This is a genomic window from Rhodopirellula sp. UH5, from assembly GCF_056839225.1.
Map to the genome: position 1 here is coordinate 4,891,457 of NZ_CM166390.1, position 18,128 is coordinate 4,909,584.

General features: G+C 57.7%; 13 protein-coding genes. 8 read left to right on the top strand and 5 right to left on the bottom strand.

The window, feature by feature from the left end:
* Nucleotides 1–461 precede the first annotated feature (461 nt).
* Both UH5x_RS17260 and UH5x_RS17265 read right to left on the bottom strand, forming a co-directional pair.
* The gene (locus UH5x_RS17260) at nucleotides 462–1,802 is read right to left on the bottom strand and encodes an ATPase, T2SS/T4P/T4SS family (RefSeq protein ID WP_047816495.1); all 1,341 of its coding nucleotides are present in this window, start codon (nucleotides 1,800–1,802) and stop codon (nucleotides 462–464) included.
* Nucleotides 1,803–3,005 (bottom strand): type IV pilus twitching motility protein PilT, encoded by a 1,203-nt coding sequence (locus UH5x_RS17265; RefSeq protein WP_047816496.1) that lies wholly within the window; start codon nucleotides 3,003–3,005, stop codon nucleotides 1,803–1,805.
* Nucleotides 3,006–3,266: 261 nt separating this feature from the next.
* Between UH5x_RS17265 and UH5x_RS17270 the strand changes: the two genes are divergently transcribed.
* On the top strand, nucleotides 3,267–4,538 hold the full coding sequence (locus UH5x_RS17270; RefSeq protein WP_482633146.1) for a thymidine phosphorylase: 1,272 nt from the start codon (nucleotides 3,267–3,269) through the stop codon (nucleotides 4,536–4,538).
* 15 nt (nucleotides 4,539–4,553) lie between these two features.
* Here the strand turns inward: UH5x_RS17270 and UH5x_RS17275 are convergent, their stop codons facing one another.
* Both UH5x_RS17275 and UH5x_RS17280 read right to left on the bottom strand, forming a co-directional pair.
* Nucleotides 4,554–5,876, bottom strand: coding sequence for a tetratricopeptide repeat protein (locus UH5x_RS17275; RefSeq protein WP_482633147.1), 1,323 nt, complete (start codon nucleotides 5,874–5,876; stop codon nucleotides 4,554–4,556).
* On the bottom strand, nucleotides 5,873–7,465 hold the full coding sequence (locus UH5x_RS17280) for an FG-GAP repeat domain-containing protein (RefSeq protein WP_482633148.1): 1,593 nt from the start codon (nucleotides 7,463–7,465) through the stop codon (nucleotides 5,873–5,875). The genes UH5x_RS17275 and UH5x_RS17280 overlap by 4 nt, the downstream gene beginning before the upstream one ends.
* 375 nt (nucleotides 7,466–7,840) lie before the next feature.
* Between UH5x_RS17280 and UH5x_RS17285 the strand changes: the two genes are divergently transcribed.
* The 4 genes from UH5x_RS17285 to UH5x_RS17300 all read left to right on the top strand — a co-directional run bounded on the left by UH5x_RS17285 (nucleotide 7,841) and on the right by UH5x_RS17300 (nucleotide 13,360).
* Nucleotides 7,841–9,412: a sulfatase family protein gene (locus UH5x_RS17285; RefSeq protein ID WP_047816500.1), complete on the top strand. Its 1,572-nt coding sequence runs from the start codon at nucleotides 7,841–7,843 to the stop codon at nucleotides 9,410–9,412.
* 116 nt (nucleotides 9,413–9,528) lie between these two features.
* Complete coding sequence (locus tag UH5x_RS17290; RefSeq protein ID WP_482633149.1) at nucleotides 9,529–10,074, top strand: cysteine hydrolase family protein; 546 nt, start codon at nucleotides 9,529–9,531, stop codon at nucleotides 10,072–10,074.
* A 26-nt stretch (nucleotides 10,075–10,100) separates the two neighbouring features.
* Entirely contained in the window at nucleotides 10,101–11,825 is a 1,725-nt protein-coding gene (locus UH5x_RS17295) for a DUF1559 domain-containing protein (RefSeq protein ID WP_482633150.1), read from the top strand.
* 95 nt (nucleotides 11,826–11,920) lie between these two features.
* On the top strand, nucleotides 11,921–13,360 hold the full coding sequence (locus UH5x_RS17300; RefSeq protein ID WP_482633151.1) for a DUF1559 domain-containing protein: 1,440 nt from the start codon (nucleotides 11,921–11,923) through the stop codon (nucleotides 13,358–13,360).
* A 10-nt stretch (nucleotides 13,361–13,370) separates the two neighbouring features.
* On the opposite strand, the gene UH5x_RS17305 is transcribed toward UH5x_RS17300, so the two are convergent.
* Nucleotides 13,371–14,387: a DnaJ C-terminal domain-containing protein gene (locus UH5x_RS17305; RefSeq protein WP_047816504.1), complete on the bottom strand. Its 1,017-nt coding sequence runs from the start codon at nucleotides 14,385–14,387 to the stop codon at nucleotides 13,371–13,373.
* Between the two features lie 124 nt (nucleotides 14,388–14,511).
* Here UH5x_RS17305 and UH5x_RS17310 point away from each other — a divergent pair, with 124 nt between their 5' ends.
* The 3 genes from UH5x_RS17310 (at nucleotide 14,512) to UH5x_RS17320 (ending at nucleotide 18,118) form a co-directional block, all read left to right on the top strand.
* Nucleotides 14,512–16,143 (top strand): CehA/McbA family metallohydrolase domain-containing protein, encoded by a 1,632-nt coding sequence (locus tag UH5x_RS17310; protein WP_236696579.1) that lies wholly within the window; start codon nucleotides 14,512–14,514, stop codon nucleotides 16,141–16,143.
* Between the two features lie 99 nt (nucleotides 16,144–16,242).
* Nucleotides 16,243–17,199 (top strand): alpha/beta fold hydrolase, encoded by a 957-nt coding sequence (locus UH5x_RS17315; RefSeq protein ID WP_482633152.1) that lies wholly within the window; start codon nucleotides 16,243–16,245, stop codon nucleotides 17,197–17,199.
* Nucleotides 17,189–18,118 carry a triphosphoribosyl-dephospho-CoA synthase gene (locus UH5x_RS17320; RefSeq protein ID WP_482633153.1) on the top strand — a complete coding sequence of 310 codons (930 nt, stop codon included), beginning with the start codon at nucleotides 17,189–17,191 and terminating at the stop codon, nucleotides 18,116–18,118. Before UH5x_RS17315 ends, UH5x_RS17320 begins: the two co-directional genes overlap by 11 nt.
* Nucleotides 18,119–18,128 lie beyond the last annotated feature (10 nt).

An 18,128-nucleotide genomic window follows, 5' to 3' on the forward strand; every position in this document is an offset into this window, starting at 1 on the left:
TGTGCCCAGGCTCTGCCTGGGAACACATCGTCTTGGAGGCTCCTGCCTCCTGTACGCGGCGGGCTAGCAGGCGGAGCCTGCGGTGCATTGCGTTCCCAGGCAGGAGCCTGGGTACGAGCGAGTATCACCTTGTTCCCAGGCTCTACCTGGGAACACATCGTCTTGGAGGCTCCTGCCTCCTGTACGCGGCAGGCTAGCAGGCATAGCCTGCGGTGCATGGCGTTCCCAGGCAGGAGCCTGGGTACAAGCGAGGACCACCTTGTGCCTAAGCTCTGCCTGGTTGGGCGGTTCACCGGTCCGGGGCCTGACGGCCCCGGCAATGGGTCGGTCGACCCTTCGGGCCTTGTTGAGTGGAACCAAGGTGAGTGCCGCCATGCAGAGTCCGTCGCTCCGCTGCGATCCGGCCTACGAAGGGTGGAGCTGCTTGTGCCAATGTGGGGCGACGTGTCCGGAATGGCGGACTAGCGTTTGGCGAAGGCTCGTTTGAGTTCGTCCAGGCTGGTCAGCCCGCGGGCGACGGTGAGGACGGCTTCGGATTGGACGGGGCGGAAGCCTTCGGATTTGGCGATCGCGGTCAACTGCCCGGCGTCCTGTGTCTTGCCCAAAGCGGCTTTGAGCTGTGGTCCTGGCGTCAGCATTTCGTACAGCCCGATGCGACCGTGGTAGCCTCTTGAATTGCAGACGGGGCACGGGGTGATCGGTGCGGGCCGGCCGCTCTCGTCGACTTGCTGTTCGATCGGTGGCGGGATGAATGGTTTGTAGAGCAACGGCACTCGACCCGCTGGGATCCCAAGTTGAGCGAGCAACTTGGGTGGCGGTTCAAAACCGACTTTGCAGTTGTCGCACAAGCGACGAACCAGTCTCTGGTGAATCACGCAGCCGATGTTTTCGGCAATCAATTTGCGGCAGTCTGGGTAGCGTCCCACGAACGTCAGCAAGGCTTGCATGGCGCCCTCGGCTGCCATCCGGTGGATGACTTGTCGATCCGCCTCGGCGACTTGTTCGAGGGCGATTTGCAGCGATTCAGGTTGTGGAGGGTTGGGGAACAACAGCACATCGGGTTCGCGAAGAACCATCCGTTTGACCATCTCCAGTTCGGTTTTCCCGGTGTCGCCTCCGAACAAGTTGGGTGAGATATTGATGATCTCAGGGTCGGGTGATTCCGCGGGTTCGAACGATTGGAAGTCGCGGACCAAGCGGTCGGCGGCACTGATGGCGACGTTCCAGAAGGTCGAGACCCCTTCGCTCTTCTTGGCTGTGATCAAGACGATGTTGCCCGAACCGTTCAATTTCTCTTTGAACTGTTCGATCATTTTGTCCCGCATCCCGAGGTCGGCCAATTTACTGAATGGCATTTCCTCTGCTTCGAGACGGCAGATCACGCGTTCGCCGGTGGGCACGCCTTGCGATTGGACATTGAATTGGTACTTGTCCTTGACCAGTTTGACCTGCATGCCGCCCTTTTGGCTGCCGCGACGATCGGCTGGGTTCATCAAGCACAGCTGTTTCAGGGCGTACAGCATCGCGTCGCCGCTTTCGCGATCCAGCGGCGGGAGTTGTTCCCAGGCCCCGTCGATCTGATAGCGAATCGCACAGGCCGACTTCGAAAAGTCCAGCAACATGTGCGTGGCTCGAGAGGCGATCGCGTGCGCAATTTGGCCACCAGCGATGGCATTGCCGGCGCCTTGGCGGGTGCTGATCAGCAACGCTTGCAGTTCGTTGTTGTCTTTGACCCGAGGAACAAATTCAACGGGAGCGACGGTTTGCCAGAGTTGGACTTCGTCGTTGGATTGCTTGGCCACTTACAGGATTCCTGGTGCTTTCACGTCGATTCCCTTGAGCGCCATCTTCAGCGCGTCCTTGTTCGGTGCGACTGCGAACGCGGTCGGCCGATCAATCAATTCGTCGTCGATCAATTTTTTCAAACTCATGGTGAAGTCTTGCATGCCGTCTTCGGCACCGATGCGAATGGCATCGGGTAGTTTGCTGTCTTGGCCTTCGAGGACCAGTTTGCGAATCATCGGCGAGAACGTCATCACTTCACAGGTGGGCACACGTGAGACGCCGGGCTTGATGCTCCGGAGCAGTTTCTGAGCGACGATGCCTTTCATGTTGAAGGCGATGGCGCTGCGGATTGCGTTGTGCATTTCTTCGGGGAACAAGTCCAGGATCCGGCCGATGCAGGTCGACGCACTCGCGGCGTGGATCGTTCCGAAGACCAAGTGACCGGTTTCGGCGGCGTGAATCGCGGTCATGAACGTTTCTTCGTCGCGAAGCTCACCCACCAGAATGATGTCGGGGTCTTCCCGCACAGCGTGCTTCATTCCAACTGAAAAGTTGACCACGTCTTGGCCGACTTCTCGTTGGTTGATCAGCGATTTGTCTTCCGTGAAAATGAATTCGATCGGGTCTTCGAGCGTCAGAATGTGTTTGCGGTAGATGCTGTTGATGTAGTTCAGCATCGAACCGATCGTCGTGCTTTTTCCCGAACCGGTGACCCCAGCGAGCAGGACCATGCCCTGGTCATAGTGGCACAGGTTTTCGATGGAATCAGGAAGGAACAGACCGCGAAAATCGGGGATGAAGTTGCTGATCCGACGGGCGACCAGGCCGATGTTGCCCAGCGATTTCAGCATGTTGATCCGGAACCGCCAGCGGACCCCGTCGACGTCGATTTGGTACGAAAAGTCAGCCCCGCCTTCTTCTTCGAAGATGACCAGGTTGCGCTCATCCATCATCGGGAGCAGCAATCGCACCATTTCTTCGGCTTCGATGGGTCCCCGATTGAGCGGTTTGAGTTCACCACCGACTCGGACCAAGGGAGGCTGGCCGACTTTCAAGTGGAGGTCGGAACCTTCGAGTTTGACCAGGGCCCGGAAGATTTTGTCGACTTCCAGTTCCTTCTTTTCCTGGAGCAAACTGCTTTTCAGCCGCGCTGCAACCGCATCGGGTGACATATCGCGGGGGGGGCCTGCGGGAACGGATTTCGCTGCGCCGTGTGCCATACGTTTGTTCTCGCGTGACCGGGGAATGTCCGCCCGATCGGCGAAATCTCCCGTGAATCGGAGGAAGGAGGAAAAGAATCTTCAGGTGGAGCTCAGGCCCTAGCTTAGTCGATCGAGGCCAATTGTCGAAAGACAAGCCAGATGTTTGTAGGATGTCCCTGGGTGGTTTTCCACTGGGCCCCGGTGGATCTCCCCTGCGTCCCGTGCTTGCGTCTTCTGACACGCTTCCTCTTCCCTCGTCTTTCTCAAGGCAAGCCTTCGATGCTGACCGCCAATTTAATCCGGATCAAGCGGGATGGAGGGGTGCTGGACGCTGACCAGTGGCGTTTTTTGATCGAGGGCTACTGCGACGGCCAAGTCACCGATTACCAGATGTCAGCCCTGGCGATGGCAATCTACTTTCGCGGATTGACCCGACGTGAAACGGCGGAGTTGACCCGCTGCATGGTCGACAGTGGTGAACGCTTGCCTCGCGTGAACGATCGTCCCCGCGTCGATAAACACAGCACCGGAGGACTGGGCGACAAGGTTTCGCTGATCCTGGCTCCGCTGCTGGCGTGTTGCGACGTGGATGTGCCGATGATCAGTGGTCGCGGACTGGGGCGAACCGGCGGGACGCTCGACAAATTGGAAGCCATCGAGGGTTACGAGACTCAACTGACGATCGACCAATCCAGCCGAGTCCTGAAAGACGTGGGATGCTTCATCGTGGGAGCGACCGAGTCCATCGCCCCGGCGGACCGTCGGTTGTATGGGCTGCGCGATGTGACTGGGACGGTCGAATCCGTGGGGCTGATCACGGCCAGCATCCTCAGCAAAAAGCTGGCCGCAAGCTTGGATGCGTTGGTGATGGATGTGAAAGTCGGGTCGGCAGGGTTCATGCCGACGATCGAGCAGGCGTCGGAGCTGGCGGAATCCTTGCAGGAGGTGGGTGCGGAATCTGGGCTGCCCACCCTTCCCCTTTTGTCCGACATGGATCAACCGCTCGGACGAGCCATCGGAAACGCGATCGAGGTCAACGAGTCGCTCGATGTGCTCGGTGGTGGTGGACCGAAAGAGGTGCGAGCGTTGACGTTACGATTGTCAGCGGAACTGTTAGTGGCAACGAAGCAGGCCAGCGATTTGCGAGCGGCTGAGAAATTGCTCGCCAGCAAGCTGGATTCGGGCGACGCGATGCAGCGGTTTGAACAAATGGTGCATGAACAAGGCGGCAAGCTTTCCGGGCATCTGCCGCTGGGGCGGCGAAGCGAACACGTGGCCGAACGATCCGGTTGGGTCGAATCAATCGACTGTCCCGCGATCGGTGACGCGATCATTGCGATGGGAGGAGGCCGACGTCAAACGACCGACTCAGTGGACCCTTCCGTGGGAATCGACCTGCACGTTCGCATCGGCGATCGTGTCGAAGCCGGCCAGCCCTTGTGGACGGTGCATGAAGGTCCGAAGCCCTGCCCGCCCATCACGCCGGTTCAGTTGTCGGAAACAAACGTCCCTGCTCGGCCGTTGATTCTTCCGCTCAGCCGCAATGATTGAATGCGATGGCGATTGTCAGTTGCTGTATCGGGCGGCTTGTTCGAAGTTGCCGGAGTTTTCGTAGAACTGCTGGTAACCACGTCGTACGCGAGGCGATCGGGGTTGCAAGGAGGCGGCCAAGTCCAACCAAGGTTTCGCGTCATCCCATTTGAAACGCAGGTAGGTTTCCGCCAACTGCATGTAAAACTCGGGATCGGGTGGGCGATTGCCTCGCTTTCGTTCGGCTTCCAAGAGCTGGTTCAGTTGACGGCGGGCCTTCAAGTACTTGTTGATCCAGTCGTTGGCCTGAGACACGTTTCCGCGAAGCGTTTCGCCGGTGGCCATCAAGTAGTTCAGCGAGATGTCATCGGGGAATCGACCCAGAATCGGTTTCAGTGTCTCCAAGATTTGATCGCCCTGTCCGTGCAAGGCATGCATGTTGGCCAGCGAGTAACGAATCGCGAAATCGTCTTCAAAGTTTTCGAGCAAACCTTTGAATTGGTCTTCGGCCTCCTCGATGCGTCCTTGTTCTTGCAAGATCAACGCGCGAATGAATTGGGACGCATGCAGTTGTTCTCCATTGATCGAAACGCGATCGCCGGCAGGGACGTGCGGTGAAAGCGTTGCGATCACCGATTCAAAACCAGCCAAGGCGGCGTCAAAGTTTCGCTGAGCGTACTGGTGCTGAGCCAACTCGAAACGGGCGGTCACGTGTTCGGGATTCTTTCGGATCGCGTCTCGGAGACGTTTGTCGGCTTGTTCGACGTCTTCGCGGTTCTGGGCGATCAGCGACGCGATCACATCTGCTGAGGCATCCTGGGGATCCCGTTGTTGCCAAGCCCGCGTGACCTTCGCGGCATCGGCCTCGTTTCCACGTACGATGTATCCCATTGCGATGGCAGCGAAGTCATCCGGTGTGAGGTCAGGGGCGTCATATCGTTGGGCTCGCGAATCCAGATTCCCGCTCTGCCATTTCAGTCGGGACTTCATCGCGGCGGCGACCGCTGGGTCCGCGCCGATGTTCTCGGCGGCAACGATCGCCGCCATCGCTCGGTCGTCGTATCCTTGCTGTGCCAGAATGTTCGCGTTTGCCAAGGTGACGCTGGCGGTCGATGCCCACCAACGTTCAGCGGACTCGAGCGACCTGGTCGCGGCGGCATAGTTGGTGTTGCGAAGATGGGTTTCGTAGCGATGCCAGTGCAATCGAGAAGGCAACATCAACGCGATCAGCAAACCCGTCACGCAGGCGGCGATCGTGAAAAGGATTGGTTTGCGAGACCGTGTCGATGAAGAAGGCGCAACCGATGCAGCGGATGGCGGAGTCGTTGGTCGGCGGCGATTGTGTTTGGAGGAGCTCATTCGTTGGGCTCCTTCGTTGCATCGCCGCGGTTGATCCAGACGACGAGAGGCTGAGTCACATCAAACGCCATCACCGATTGGGGCACCAACAGATCATCGTGACCATCGCCATTCCAGTCGATGACTTCCAACGTTGCAGCTTGGCAGCGATTCATTTCGAGGGTGTGGCGTTGGAACGTGAAGTTTGAATCCTTCGAAGCCTGGCCCCTGTTTTCGAACCACACCAATCCATCAAACGAGTCCGCGGGGTAGCGTGCGATCTCTTGGTTGCCCAGCCACGACGTGGCTGCGATGTCCAGGTCACCGTCGTGGTCGAAGTCGCCGGTCGCGGCGTGGTAGCAACCTGGCATGGTTGCCACCTCGTGGCGTGTCAGCGGGAAGGAACCTTTGTTTTCGAGCCACCAAATGCCGTGGTAGGGTTTCGCCAACGAATCATCAAACGTGTCGCCGTTGGTTGCCAAAACATCCCAGTCACCGTCTTGATCGAAGTCGACGATTTCCATGCTGCTCGAACCGTAGGCCGGGTTGGGTGCTTGATGCAGCACGATGGTTTCGTAGGTTCCGTCGCCTTTGTTGCGGTGAAACTGGATCGCTTCGTAGTGCTGTGTCAGGAGCGTGAGGAAGTCTTGCTTGCCATCCTGATCGAAGTCCAAGACTTCAATCGTGATGATGCCCGGTCGTTCGTCCAGAGTTCGCCACTCAAACTGCGGAATGCCTGTTTGGGCATCGATGCCTTGGTTCAAACCGAGGTGCAGGCCGCCTTCGAAGTGCAAGCCAAAGTCGCCGACCAAGATGTCTTGGTCCCCATCGTCGTCGTAGTCGATCGGCCGCACATCGGCGACACGCGACATGGCCAGTCGCAACGGGATTCGTTCGTAGTTCAGTTCGGACATGATGCCCGAATGGGAGTTGCCGGCGTCAGCTTGGACCGGTCTCAACCACCACACGTTGCCTTCGTGTTCGGTTTGTGGGTTGTGAGTTCCCAGGTCGGCCACCAGGAAATCTCGTTGCCCATTGCCGTCCAAATCGGATTCCGCCACGTGGGATGCATGAGCGACGGAAGCGAGCTGTTCCACTTTGATTCGCTCGATGCTTGGTTGCTTCGCCACGAATTTCGCGACGGTGCCGGTCCACATGTCGGTGAGTGCCAGCACCGGGTTTTGATCCTGGTCTGGCAACCTCAAGAGGCTAGAAACGGCGCTGATGGCTGGCTTCCCCGGCCACTCGATGACGTGTCGTTCGAAGCGGTTGTCCAGCGTTCGCTTTGGAAGCGGCATGTCCCATTTTTGCGGCGATGAATCACGGTAGTACGCCAAGGTGGCGTCACGATCCGTCGGCACCAAATCGTCACGCAAGGATTCTCGGTACAGTCGAAACCCTTGGTCGACTTCTTCTTCCCAGCGATCCCATTCAAAGATCCCAGGGTCGGGCGACGCGTGGCAGTCACCGCAAAATGCCCGGATCGATTCCGGATCGGTTGGCCGAGCATGGGTGGGGGTGGCGATCAGGCGATCGACGAGCTGTGGCTCAACACTGTCACCGGTGTCGCAACCCGCCAATCCGAAAACCGCGGCGGAGGACAACGCCACGAGGAGATGGGTTGGCAGCAAACGACAGAAAGGATGAGGAACGGGTGGCATGGATTGAGCGAGGTCCGTGAAACGGCTGATTCAAATGGCAACAAAGCAGACCGCTCATCTTAACGTGGCCTGGCAGGCAGTTGATTGAATCCGGTTGGAAGATTGAGCGATCAGCCGATGGGCGATAGCTCACGGTTACCAGAAACGAACCGGATGCCATCGCGTTCCGGCTGACTATATCAACAGTCTGCTCAGGGGAACTGAGAGCCACGGATTTCGATCCGCATTGGGTTTCGCATGACGAACGTCCGGTTGTGCACGGAAACCGCGGTGATCTCGAATCGGCTAAAGTGGGCCTCTCCTTCGTTCCCTTTGAGAAACGCCATGTCACCCAACTTTGTCGGCCTTGGAACCACGCTTGTTGCTGCGAGTCGTCGCGGTGGCCTCGCCTTTCGCTCGCGAATTCGGATGGGGTTGGCGATGGCGGTGACGGGTTGTTTGTTGTTGGGGGCCGCGTCGTCGGTTTCCAACGGTGGCCAACCGATGAATGTGTTGATCATTCAAACTGATGAGCACAACTTTCGAACCTTGGGGTGCTACCGAGAAACGTTGCCGATCGAGGAAGCGGAGATTTGGGGGAACGGTGCTGTCGTGGAAACACCCCACATCGATTCCATCGCGGCCCGCGGCGCCATCTGCACATCCTTTTACGCGACATCCCCCGTGTGCACGCCTTCGCGAGCCGCGTTCTTCACAGGACGGTACCCGCAGAACACCGGCGCCTATCAAAATGACCGGCCCCTTCGCGGCGACATGGTGACGTTTGCCGAAGTTCTTCGGCGTGAGGGTTACGCGACCGGTTACGCGGGCAAGTGGCATTTGGATGGGCCCGGGAAACCGCAGTGGGGACCTGAACGTCAGTTCGGTTTCACTGACAATCGGTTCATGTTCAATCGAGGGCACTGGAAGAAGTTTGATTTCCAAGACGGCCAACCGATCGTGGCAGCGACCAACAAGAACGGTCAACCGAGCTACGACCTAGCGGGTGCGGACGAGAAGACCTTCAGCACCGATTGGTTGTGTGATCGAGCGGCTGACTTCATTCGTGAAAATGCGGCGGAACCCTTTTGTTATCACTTGTCATTGCCGGATCCTCACGGCCCCAACACGGTCCGGGAACCGTACGACACAATGTATGAAGACATGGCCGTCCGTCCGCCGATGACATTCCAACTGGAGGGGGAACAACCGGGGTGGTTGCCGACGACAAATCGGAACGCAGAACAACGGTTCAACGCCCGCTTGATGACACAGTATTTCGGAATGGTTCGTTGCATCGACGACAACGTTGGGAAGTTATTGGCTCTGTTGGAAGAGCTGAGTTTGACCGAGCGAACCGTGGTGGTCTTCACTTCGGATCACGGGGACCTCTGTTACGAACACGGCCGATTGAACAAAGGCAATCCTTACGAAGGCAGTGCAAAGGTTCCCATGATCCTCGCCGCGCCGGGCTTCGTTCCGGCGGGGTTGCGAATCGATCAAGCGATGGGCACCGTTGATTTCGCACCCACCCTGCTGTCATTGCTGGAGAAAGAAGTCCCGGATGGAACTCAGGGACGCAACCTTTCGGAATGGTTTCGAAAGCAGGAGTCGGGTGATGAGGAGCCCCAAGGCAACAGTGTCACGTTTTTGCGAGCCGCCTCGAGCAAGGCGGCTTGGGTCGCTGCGGTGACGGATCGCTACAAGCTGATTGTGTCGGCAGGCGATCGGCCCTGGTTGTTTGATTTGAAGGAGGACCCGCACGAAATCACCAATCACATCGGCAAACCGGAAAACCAAGCGATCGCCGCGAGGCTGGCGCAGTCCATGTTGCGGTACGGCGACCTCATGAAAGACCCTCAACTGACCGAGGGGAAACTGCGGGACGATTTGCTGAATTTGCAAATTCGTCCATGACAACGGTCCGGTCGGTGTGATCAACACGACAATTTGCATTCAAGCGGCCAAAGTGCCATGATCTTTCCAAGGGTGTTTCCACCCTCCCCCTTTTTAGCTTTCGTAAAGGCAAACGAATGAAGCGAGCTTTGTTGGTCATCGATGTCCAGCGTGAATACTTCGATGGTGCATTTCCAATTCGACATCCCGTTGGGCACTTGGAATCAATCCTGGAAGTCATGGATCAGGCCCGTGACGCCAAGGTTCCCACGGCGGTGATCCGGCACCACCAACCCGATCCAGAGTCGCCTGTGTTTTGCAAAGGCAGCGAGATGTGGCAGCTGCATCCCGAGGTGGAATCGCGGCACCGAGACGCGTTGATCGACAAGGCTTTGCCGGGGTCGTTTACCAACACGGACCTCGAGGATTTTTTAAAATCCAACGAGATCGACACGGTCAGTATCGCGGGTTACATGACACAGGTTTGTTGCGACACGACCGCCCGACAAGCCTTTCATCGTGGGTACCAGGTTGAATTTCTAAGTGACGCGACGGGAACGTTGGATGTGTCCAACAAAGCTGGTTCCGTGACCGCGGAACAACTTCATGAGTCGATCTTGGTGGCTCAGCAGATGTTCATTAGCGACGTGATCGATCGAAGTGAATGGTCGGGACGTTTGTAGGTCTCCTCCCCTTTTGAGATGAAGTCATGAGAACAACGCACTCCGCGAAAATAGTGGACGTGACCGCGATCGGCATCGCGTCGATGGTGGGTTTGGTGTTGTTGGCCGGCGTCGTCCCTCGGATGCGACAAAGCGCGAGGCGGACAACGTGCGAGATGAATCTCAAGCAGTTGGGGTTGGCATTGCACAACTACCATTCTGCGTACCGGATGATGCCGATGGGATGCGGCGGGACCTCGTCCGGAAGTCTGGAACAGCCACTTTTGGGCAACGCGAATCGGCTGAGTCCGCTGGTGGGTTTGACGCCCTTCATGGAACAGCAAGCACTGTGGGAAAAGATTGCCAACCCATTGCGAGTGAACGGGGAAAGCTTCCCGGCGATGGGACCGGCTCCTTGGTTTGATCCAGACAAATACACACCTTGGCGTCAGCGGCCCGAGGGGATGGTCTGTCCCGCCGATCCAACGGCGAAAGACTTTCCGACGGCGGCGAGTTACACGATCAACTATGGCGACGCGGTCATGAACGTGGGGGCGTCACCACTCGAAGACATGCCGCCCTATGACCGAACGCCGGGTGCTCTAAGAGGAATGTTCGGCTATCAAATGGTGTTTCGTTTTCGCGATGTATTGGACGGTTTGTCCAACACGTTGTTGATGAGCGAAGCTCGGATTGGCGGCGTCCGGGTTGCCAAGAACGTTTCCGGATTGATCGAACGACCGGCGGTTTGCATCGAAGCTCATGAGGACGATTCAACCAAGTTCTGGCCGGACGGACGAGGTGCGTGTTGGGCCGATGGATCGCTGTTGTCGATGGGAGTGCAAACGATCTTGCCGCCAAATTCACCCTCCGCAACGTCCAAGAAGGGCGAACTCGAAGGCGTGATGTCAGCGTCCAGCCTGCACGGTGAAGGCGCCCATGTGTTGATGGCAGATGGAGCCGTTCGATTCGCGAGCAACTCGATTGATGCGGGTGATCAGGAGTCTCCGACGGTTGCCGAAGGGCACTTGGACGGCGGGAAAACGCTTCCCCCTGGCAGTCCCAGTCCGTTTGGAGTTTGGGGAGCGATGGGGACACGTGCCTCGCAAGAAGTTTTCGATCGGAGCGTCCTGTCCGACCCGGTGCACTCCTTTTCAAAAGCAGAATTGGCTGAATTTGCCAAATTCGAACTGGAGACTTGGCATGCAGCCAAAGGCACCGGAAAAATCAAAGCCCGGCAGGTTGATCTGTCTGACAAGGGAATCTTGGTTCTCTTGTCGGAGCAAGGCGACATTCGTCGGTTGGGACTGTCTAAATTCAGCAGCCAGGATGCCTACCGAGCGGTGACCACTCACCGGCAACGCATGCGAGAAAAAGCAAAGCTGATGGTCGAGCATTTGTCGAAGCAGCTCGATTTGTTGGAAGACAAGCAGTTCGAAACCTTTGTCCGCGAGTGGGTTGTTCTTCAGGATGCAGAGCAACCGAACGATCCCGCGACGATCCAAGCGATCGTGAAAGCAAGACGTGGCGAGCTGATCACTCGCTATGACCAAATGCTGGAAGTGCTCGTCACAATGAACCCGGTCGCTCTCAGTCAGATGCAAGATGCTTTGGCGAGGGGGAATGGACCGGTTCGTAAATTTGCCATGGAGTTTTTGGATGGCCGCTGGAAGCTGATCCTCGACGTCCACGTGAGTCAACGCGGTGTTCCCCAGCCGATTCAGTTCATGCGTGCGGTGATGCCTGCCAACGATCCTTTTGGTGCTCGGTAGGTGCCCTCGAACCAGTGAGCCGAAACCATGGTGTCTCTTTGAGTACCCTGCCATTCGCGCACGGATGCAGTCGCCTATTCCTTTGGAGTTCTCCGATGAAGTCAAAGCTTTCGTTCATCGACCTGGTCATCGTCGGTGTGATGGCGTCAGTCGGATTCAGTTTGCTGTTGCCCGCGATTTTGCGTCAGCGTGCCGCGGCTCGTAATGCCCTGTGCGCCAGCAACCTGAAGGCGTTGGGATTGGCGATGCATAACTATCACGCGGCCTTCAATCAATTGCCGCCGGGATTGGGGGGAACGGTTGGCGGGGAAGACGACACTTGCAATCAAGGTCGACTCGGTCCGATCGTGGGTTTCACTCCCTTCCTGGAACAGCAGGCATTGTGGGAGAAAATCGCCAATCCGTATGTGTCCCCCAAAACCGGAAAACGGTTCCCGCCAATGGGACCAGCGCCTTGGTTTGATGCGGCGGAATACGATCCTTGGGCGTCTGCGTTTTCGACTTTGCGTTGTCCTGATGACATGGAAACGCAACCGGAAACGCCGAAACAAGAACCGATCGTGGTCACGACTTTAGCCATGCCCGATCTTCCACCGGGGGCAATCGACTCAACGACCTTGTGCAACTACGTGATGTGCTACGGCGATGGAACCTATTTGATGGGCGAGATGATTGACATCAATGATGTGGAGGCAGTGAATCGGGTGCGGGCTGGGATGCGGGGTGCATTTTGTGGAAACCAGCGAATGCGATTTCGAGACATGTTGGACGGGTTGTCCAATACGATCGGGATGTCCGAAACGATTTCGCCCGGAATCAATGACGCGAAAGAATCTCACATCGCCCAGGGCATCAAGGGTTTGAGTTTGAATCCATCGCTGTGTTTGAAGACACGCGATGGTGACCATGCGGATTGGTGGGACGTTCGCCGGGGATCTCGATGGGCGGATGGGACGCTGGCGATCAGCGGTTTCCAAACCGTGTTGCCACCCAATTCACCGACCTGTTTGTCAGATTTGGGAATGGAGGATCCAATTGCCTCCGCATCGAGTCGGCATCCTGGCGGCGTTCACGCGTTGATGCTGGACGGACGGGTTGTATTCATTGGCGACAGTATCGATTGCGGTGATCCTTCGCAGCCGGGAGTTTCCGTCGGTGAAGACTACGCGCGTCCGGGGTCGCCGAGTCCGTATGGGGTGTGGGGCGCGTTGGGAACGCGAGCTTCCAAAGAAGTGTTGCCGAACCCGAATCCAGATTTGAAGCCTGTTGAAACGGGGCCCGTTGGCAATCGAAACGGTCAAGCCCAAGGGAACGATCCTGAACGCCGATGGGCGACGTGGACCGATCGCGATGGCAAACATCGCTTGAAGGCAAGGGTCAACCGGATCATCGATCGTGAAACGGTTGAACTGGAGGACAGTCGAGGCATCCTGCACCGCGTGCCTCTGAACACGTTGTCAGACAGCAGCATTGTGATGGCGGTGACGATGTATGAGATGGGGTTGGAAGTGAAAGCTGCGGCCAAGCCGGAGTGATCGAAGGCAATCAGAACTTCAACGATTCACGTGGCTGCATTGGATTGGCCGCGTCGAATTGCTCGATCAGTTTCTTGGAGTCGTCGTCGATCGATTCCGGCAATTGAATTTGCAGTTCGACCATCAAGTCTCCGTCTGTGCCCTTGGGGTTGCGAACGCCTTGCCCCTTGAGCCGCAAACGTTTGCCACTGGAACTGCCAGCGGGAATCGAGAGTGCGATCGTCCCTGCGGGAGTCGGCACGTCGACCTTGGCACCCAAGGCGGCTTCGGCCAGTGTGATCGGCAGCTTGAGTTCCAAGTTGTTGCCGTTGCGTTTGTAAAACGGGTGGTTGTCGACTTGAATGATCAGGATCAGGTCGCCTGCGCCACCGGATCCGGGTTGCCCTTGCTCTCGCAAACGGATCTTGCTGCCTGAACTGACTCCGGGCGGAATCGTCACCGACAGTTTTTCTTGTTTGCCTCCACGAGCGAGGTAGAACTCGACTTTGTCGCCCAGCACCGCGGTGCGGAACGTGACGGACAACTCGTGCCGAATGTTTTGGCCTCGTTGCGGGGGCGCGGATCGCTGGCCGCCACCGAACGGTGACCCTTGGCCTCCGCGAGCTCCACCCGCATGCGCCCCACCACCGAGAATTTGTTCAAAGAAGTCGTTGAATCCGTTTTCGAATCCGGCTCCCCCTCTTCCACCACCGCCGCCGCCACGGCCAGCCGCGCCAAAAATCTGTTCCAGATCCAATCCGTCGAAGGATGGGTCTGCTCCTCCGCCGCCGCCACCACCGGCATTCGGATTCCATCCACCGCGAATTTTTTCGAAGTCGGAACCGTAGCGGTCGTACGCCGCACGCTTTTCCTCGTCGCCGAGAACTTCGTAAGCTTCCTGAACACGCTTGAATTTTTCTTGCGCGTCGGGGTTATCGAGATTCATGTCCGGATGGTACTTCCGGGCCAATTTGCGATAGGCTTTGGTCAGTTCAGCCTTCTCGGCGTCGCGAGAAACTCCCAGCGTTTGATACAGATCTTCAGCCACAGTGTGTCAATGATTTGGAAGGCAATGGTGTCATTTTGACAGGAACAGTCGTTTGAGGATTCACCATAGCAAACACCGAACCACAGACCGATGGGGGAAGGTTTGGAAGTTGGTTTGTCCCCTTTTGGCACTGTTTTCGTGCGGTTTCGTCACAAATGCTCCGATTTGGGCCGATGGCGATTTGACGCTGCGGGTGGTGGAGGAATCGACGGGCGAACCGACCATCGCGAGAATGGAATTGACGCGCCAACTGCCCGTCACCACGCGGCGGACATCCCGGCCAAAGACCGTTGCGGTGGCTCCACGACGATCGCTGTCGTCCGGGCCTGGGTTTGTGCTCGACGAATTCGCGGACCTGTCGCTGCAGGATGGCGCGTACGAGTTCAAGCTGACACGAGGGCCCGAGTCGCGGGTTTTGCGGGGCACCTTCGATGTCCAACGCGGCAGCGAGGACGAACATCAGCTCGCTCTGCCACGCATGGTTCGGATGCGACCGGAAGGTTGGACCAGCGGCGATTGCCTGCTGCCTCGCTCCCCCGAAAGTTTGCCGATGCGGATGACAGCGGAGGATCTGCATCTGGCGACTGTGATTCGAGATCCCGACGTTGCTGGACGGGGGACAGAAAAACCGATCCCACGTCGCAAGGCGGGCAAATTGTTTGGAGAGGGCGATTCGATTCTCACGCCTGAGGGTTGGCCGACGGAACCTCTGTGGATCGATGCGAACGTCGATTGCCTGGCAGGGTTGGCGTTCTACCGGGATTTGGCGGACTCCGATTGGCAACCGACTGCATCGGGAGAATTCGCTTCGGAGGAACTGGCTTCGCTAGGTTGGCTGGCAGGTTTGCCAGCGGATTCTTCCACGCGTGTTGCGGTTGAAAATCCATTCGCGTGGTTGCTGCCGATCTGGTTGGCCAGCGAGAAAATCGACGGTGTGTTTGTCCTGGGGGATTGGTTGCAACTGAATGAATCGGTGACGCGCGTGCCGGAGGGACGCATGCTTCAACCTGCCAATCGAAACGATGCGACTCAGCTCGGACGTGACGCCGAACAGATCCACTGGCAATTGTTGGAGTCCGGTTTTCGCCTGGCACCGATGGCGGGATCCGGCGACGACCCAGGCAATTCACCCGTGGGATACAACCGTTTGTACGTGGCCGGGCGTTCGCAGGCTTCCTCGTTTGATTCGCGGGAAGAAGCAGTCCCGGTGGGCACAAAGGAAGATTGGTGGGACGCGGCCTGGGAAGGTTGCAGTTTCGCGACCAACGGACCCTTGATGCGGACCAACTTGGACGGGCGTTTGCCCGGGCATGTGTTCGAGATCAACCCAGCGGAAGTCGGCGAAGGCGAATCGGTGGAGCTGACCGCGGAGGTGATTCTGAATGTCCGTGACCCGGTCGAATACTTGGAGGTCATCCACAACGGCCGGTTGCACTACAGCGCGAAGTTGGACGAATTCGCCAAGGCTGGTGGCCGGATTCCGCCGCTGAAAATCAAAGAATCCGGCTGGGCGACAGTCCGAGTGGTGACGTTGCACGAGGACCATTACCGGGCGGTGATTTCGTCGCCGTGGTATTTCGAAGTCGGCGGGCAGCCGCGAATCACGGCACGCAGCGTGGCTTTTTTCAAAGAATGGTTGGGCGAAACCGAGCAGCGATTGGCGAAGTTGCCACCCGACCAACTGAATGCGTTTGTGCCCTACGTTCGAGCGGCTCGCAAGTTTTGGGCGGAGCGGGCCGCGCTGGCAGGGTCCTGAACCATTTGCGGATGGGGTTTGGATTGGGGGATTGGTCGCGAGCGAGATTTGAATTGCCGCCTCTCGTCAAACTGCCGCGGATCGTCGAAACTGCTCGTTATGACGAATCTTGCTAGCGATCTGTTTCCCCACCCGTCGTCGGAATTCTCCATCGACGGTCACACCCTGCGCTATATCGACACGGCGGCCGAAGCCAAATTCGCGGGTTCCGAAGTCGAAAAACCGGATTCTGGAGCCGAGAAACAAAGCGACCTGCCGACGTTTGTTTGCGTGCACGGCAATCCGACGTGGAGTTTTTACTATCGCCGGATCATTGAGCGATATGGCAAGCAGCAACGCGTGATCGCGGTCGACCACATCGGCTGCGGTCGCAGCGACAAACCTTCGGCAGAAGATTTCCCCTACACGATGGCGGCGCATCGCGACAACTTGATTCGGTTGGTCGATGAGTTGGATCTGAAGAACGTGATCTTGATCGCTCACGATTGGGGTGGCGCGATTGGATTGTCGGCCATGCATGCTCGTCGCGAACGGTTGGCGGGGATCGGGTTGCTGAACACCGCCGCGTTCCCACCCCCGTACATGCCACAGCGCATCGCGGCTTGCCGGATGCCACTGTTGGGGACCCCTGCCGTTCGCGGATTGAATTTGTTTGCTCGCGCCGCGATCACGATGGCGATGTCGCGGACGAAGATGAAACCGGATGTCGTGGCCGGGTTGTTGGCTCCTTATGACAGTTGGAAAAACCGAGTCGCGATCGATCGGTTTGTGCGCGACATCCCGCTCAATGATTCGCATCCCACGATGAAAACGCTTCGTCAGTTGGAATCCGATTTGCCTGACTTGGCGTCGCTGCCGATCTCGCTGATTTGGGGCATGAAGGATTGGTGCTTCCGACCGGAATGCTTGCGACGTTTCGAAGCGGTTTGGCCGGACGCGGAAGTCACCGAACTGGATAAAACCGGTCACTATGTGATCGAAGATTCACCCGAAGAAACTTTGCAAGCCATCGACTCCTTGCTGAGTCGTGTCAAGGAACGCATCGGTGCGGCGTGATCCGTGGCAATGGATTGCGAAAACCGTTCGCAGTCCTGCGGATGCGATTCAATACGCGTGTGTGCTGGAGGCGACTGCACCCAAAGCAGGCAACGTTCATCCTGTCGCCAAGTTTGATGATCTTTGTTTTGCCGACTTTGTTGTGTCCGCTGAAATCGCGGCGAGCGAATTGACCGCCACAACGTTGGATTTGGGTCCGACACTGTTGGGGTTGGGTGACCGCGTTCACGCGGTGATCCAGCAAACGCGATCCAGGACAAACACCAACGTCAATCTGGGCATCGCGTTGTTGTTGTCCCCGATCGTTGTGGCAGAAGAACGGTATCGAACCTCGGACATCTCGTGGACGTTGGACGCGTGGCGTGAGGCCACGGCCAATGTGCTGTCGACGCTGTCGAGCGATCAAAGCCAGCGGATGGGAGAAGCGATCGCGATGGCCGCCGCCGGGGGAATGGACGGGGACTATCAACCGGAGGACCCGGCGTTGGATGTTCACGCCGCGTCCAAATCGTTTGACGTGATGGCCGGGATGCGAGAAGCAAAGGACCGGGACTTGATCGCGGCCGAATACGCAAACGGTTTTGAGAGTTTTTTTGCCGAGGTTGTGCCGATCGTGGAAGCGTCCACGGGCGACACCGGCGACCTTCTGTCAGGGATCGCGCTGGCTCATTTGCAACTGTTGGCTGATCGGGGTGACTCGTTGATCGCTCGCAAGAACGGTCGCGAAGTCGAGCGGCAAATTCGAGATCGAGCTCAGCGTTGCCTGGACGCTTTTGCAAGCGAGGGTGACTTTGAATCAATCGTTGCGTTCGACCATCACTTGCGGAGCGACGGTCACCGGCTGAACCCAGGCACGACGGCCGACTTCATCGCCGCTGCGGTTTACGTGTGTTTGCGAATGCGCTCTCACCTGTCCTGAAGTCGTGCCG

Bases quoted from the DNA above. Each gene is read 5' to 3' on its own strand.
- UH5x_RS17275 (WP_482633147.1), bottom strand. From the start codon at position 5,876: ATGAGCTCCTCCAAACACAATCGCCGCCGACCAACGACTCCGCCATCC.
- UH5x_RS17295 (WP_482633150.1), top strand. From the start codon at position 10,101: ATGAGAACAACGCACTCCGCGAAAATAGTGGACGTGACCGCGATCGGC.
- UH5x_RS17315 (WP_482633152.1), top strand. From the start codon at position 16,243: ATGACGAATCTTGCTAGCGATCTGTTTCCCCACCCGTCGTCGGAATTC.
- UH5x_RS17300 (WP_482633151.1), top strand. From the start codon at position 11,921: ATGAAGTCAAAGCTTTCGTTCATCGACCTGGTCATCGTCGGTGTGATG.
- UH5x_RS17285 (WP_047816500.1), top strand. From the start codon at position 7,841: ATGTCACCCAACTTTGTCGGCCTTGGAACCACGCTTGTTGCTGCGAGT.
- UH5x_RS17290 (WP_482633149.1), top strand. From the start codon at position 9,529: ATGAAGCGAGCTTTGTTGGTCATCGATGTCCAGCGTGAATACTTCGAT.
- UH5x_RS17270 (WP_482633146.1), top strand. From the start codon at position 3,267: ATGCTGACCGCCAATTTAATCCGGATCAAGCGGGATGGAGGGGTGCTG.
- UH5x_RS17265 (WP_047816496.1), bottom strand. From the start codon at position 3,005: ATGGCACACGGCGCAGCGAAATCCGTTCCCGCAGGCCCCCCCCGCGAT.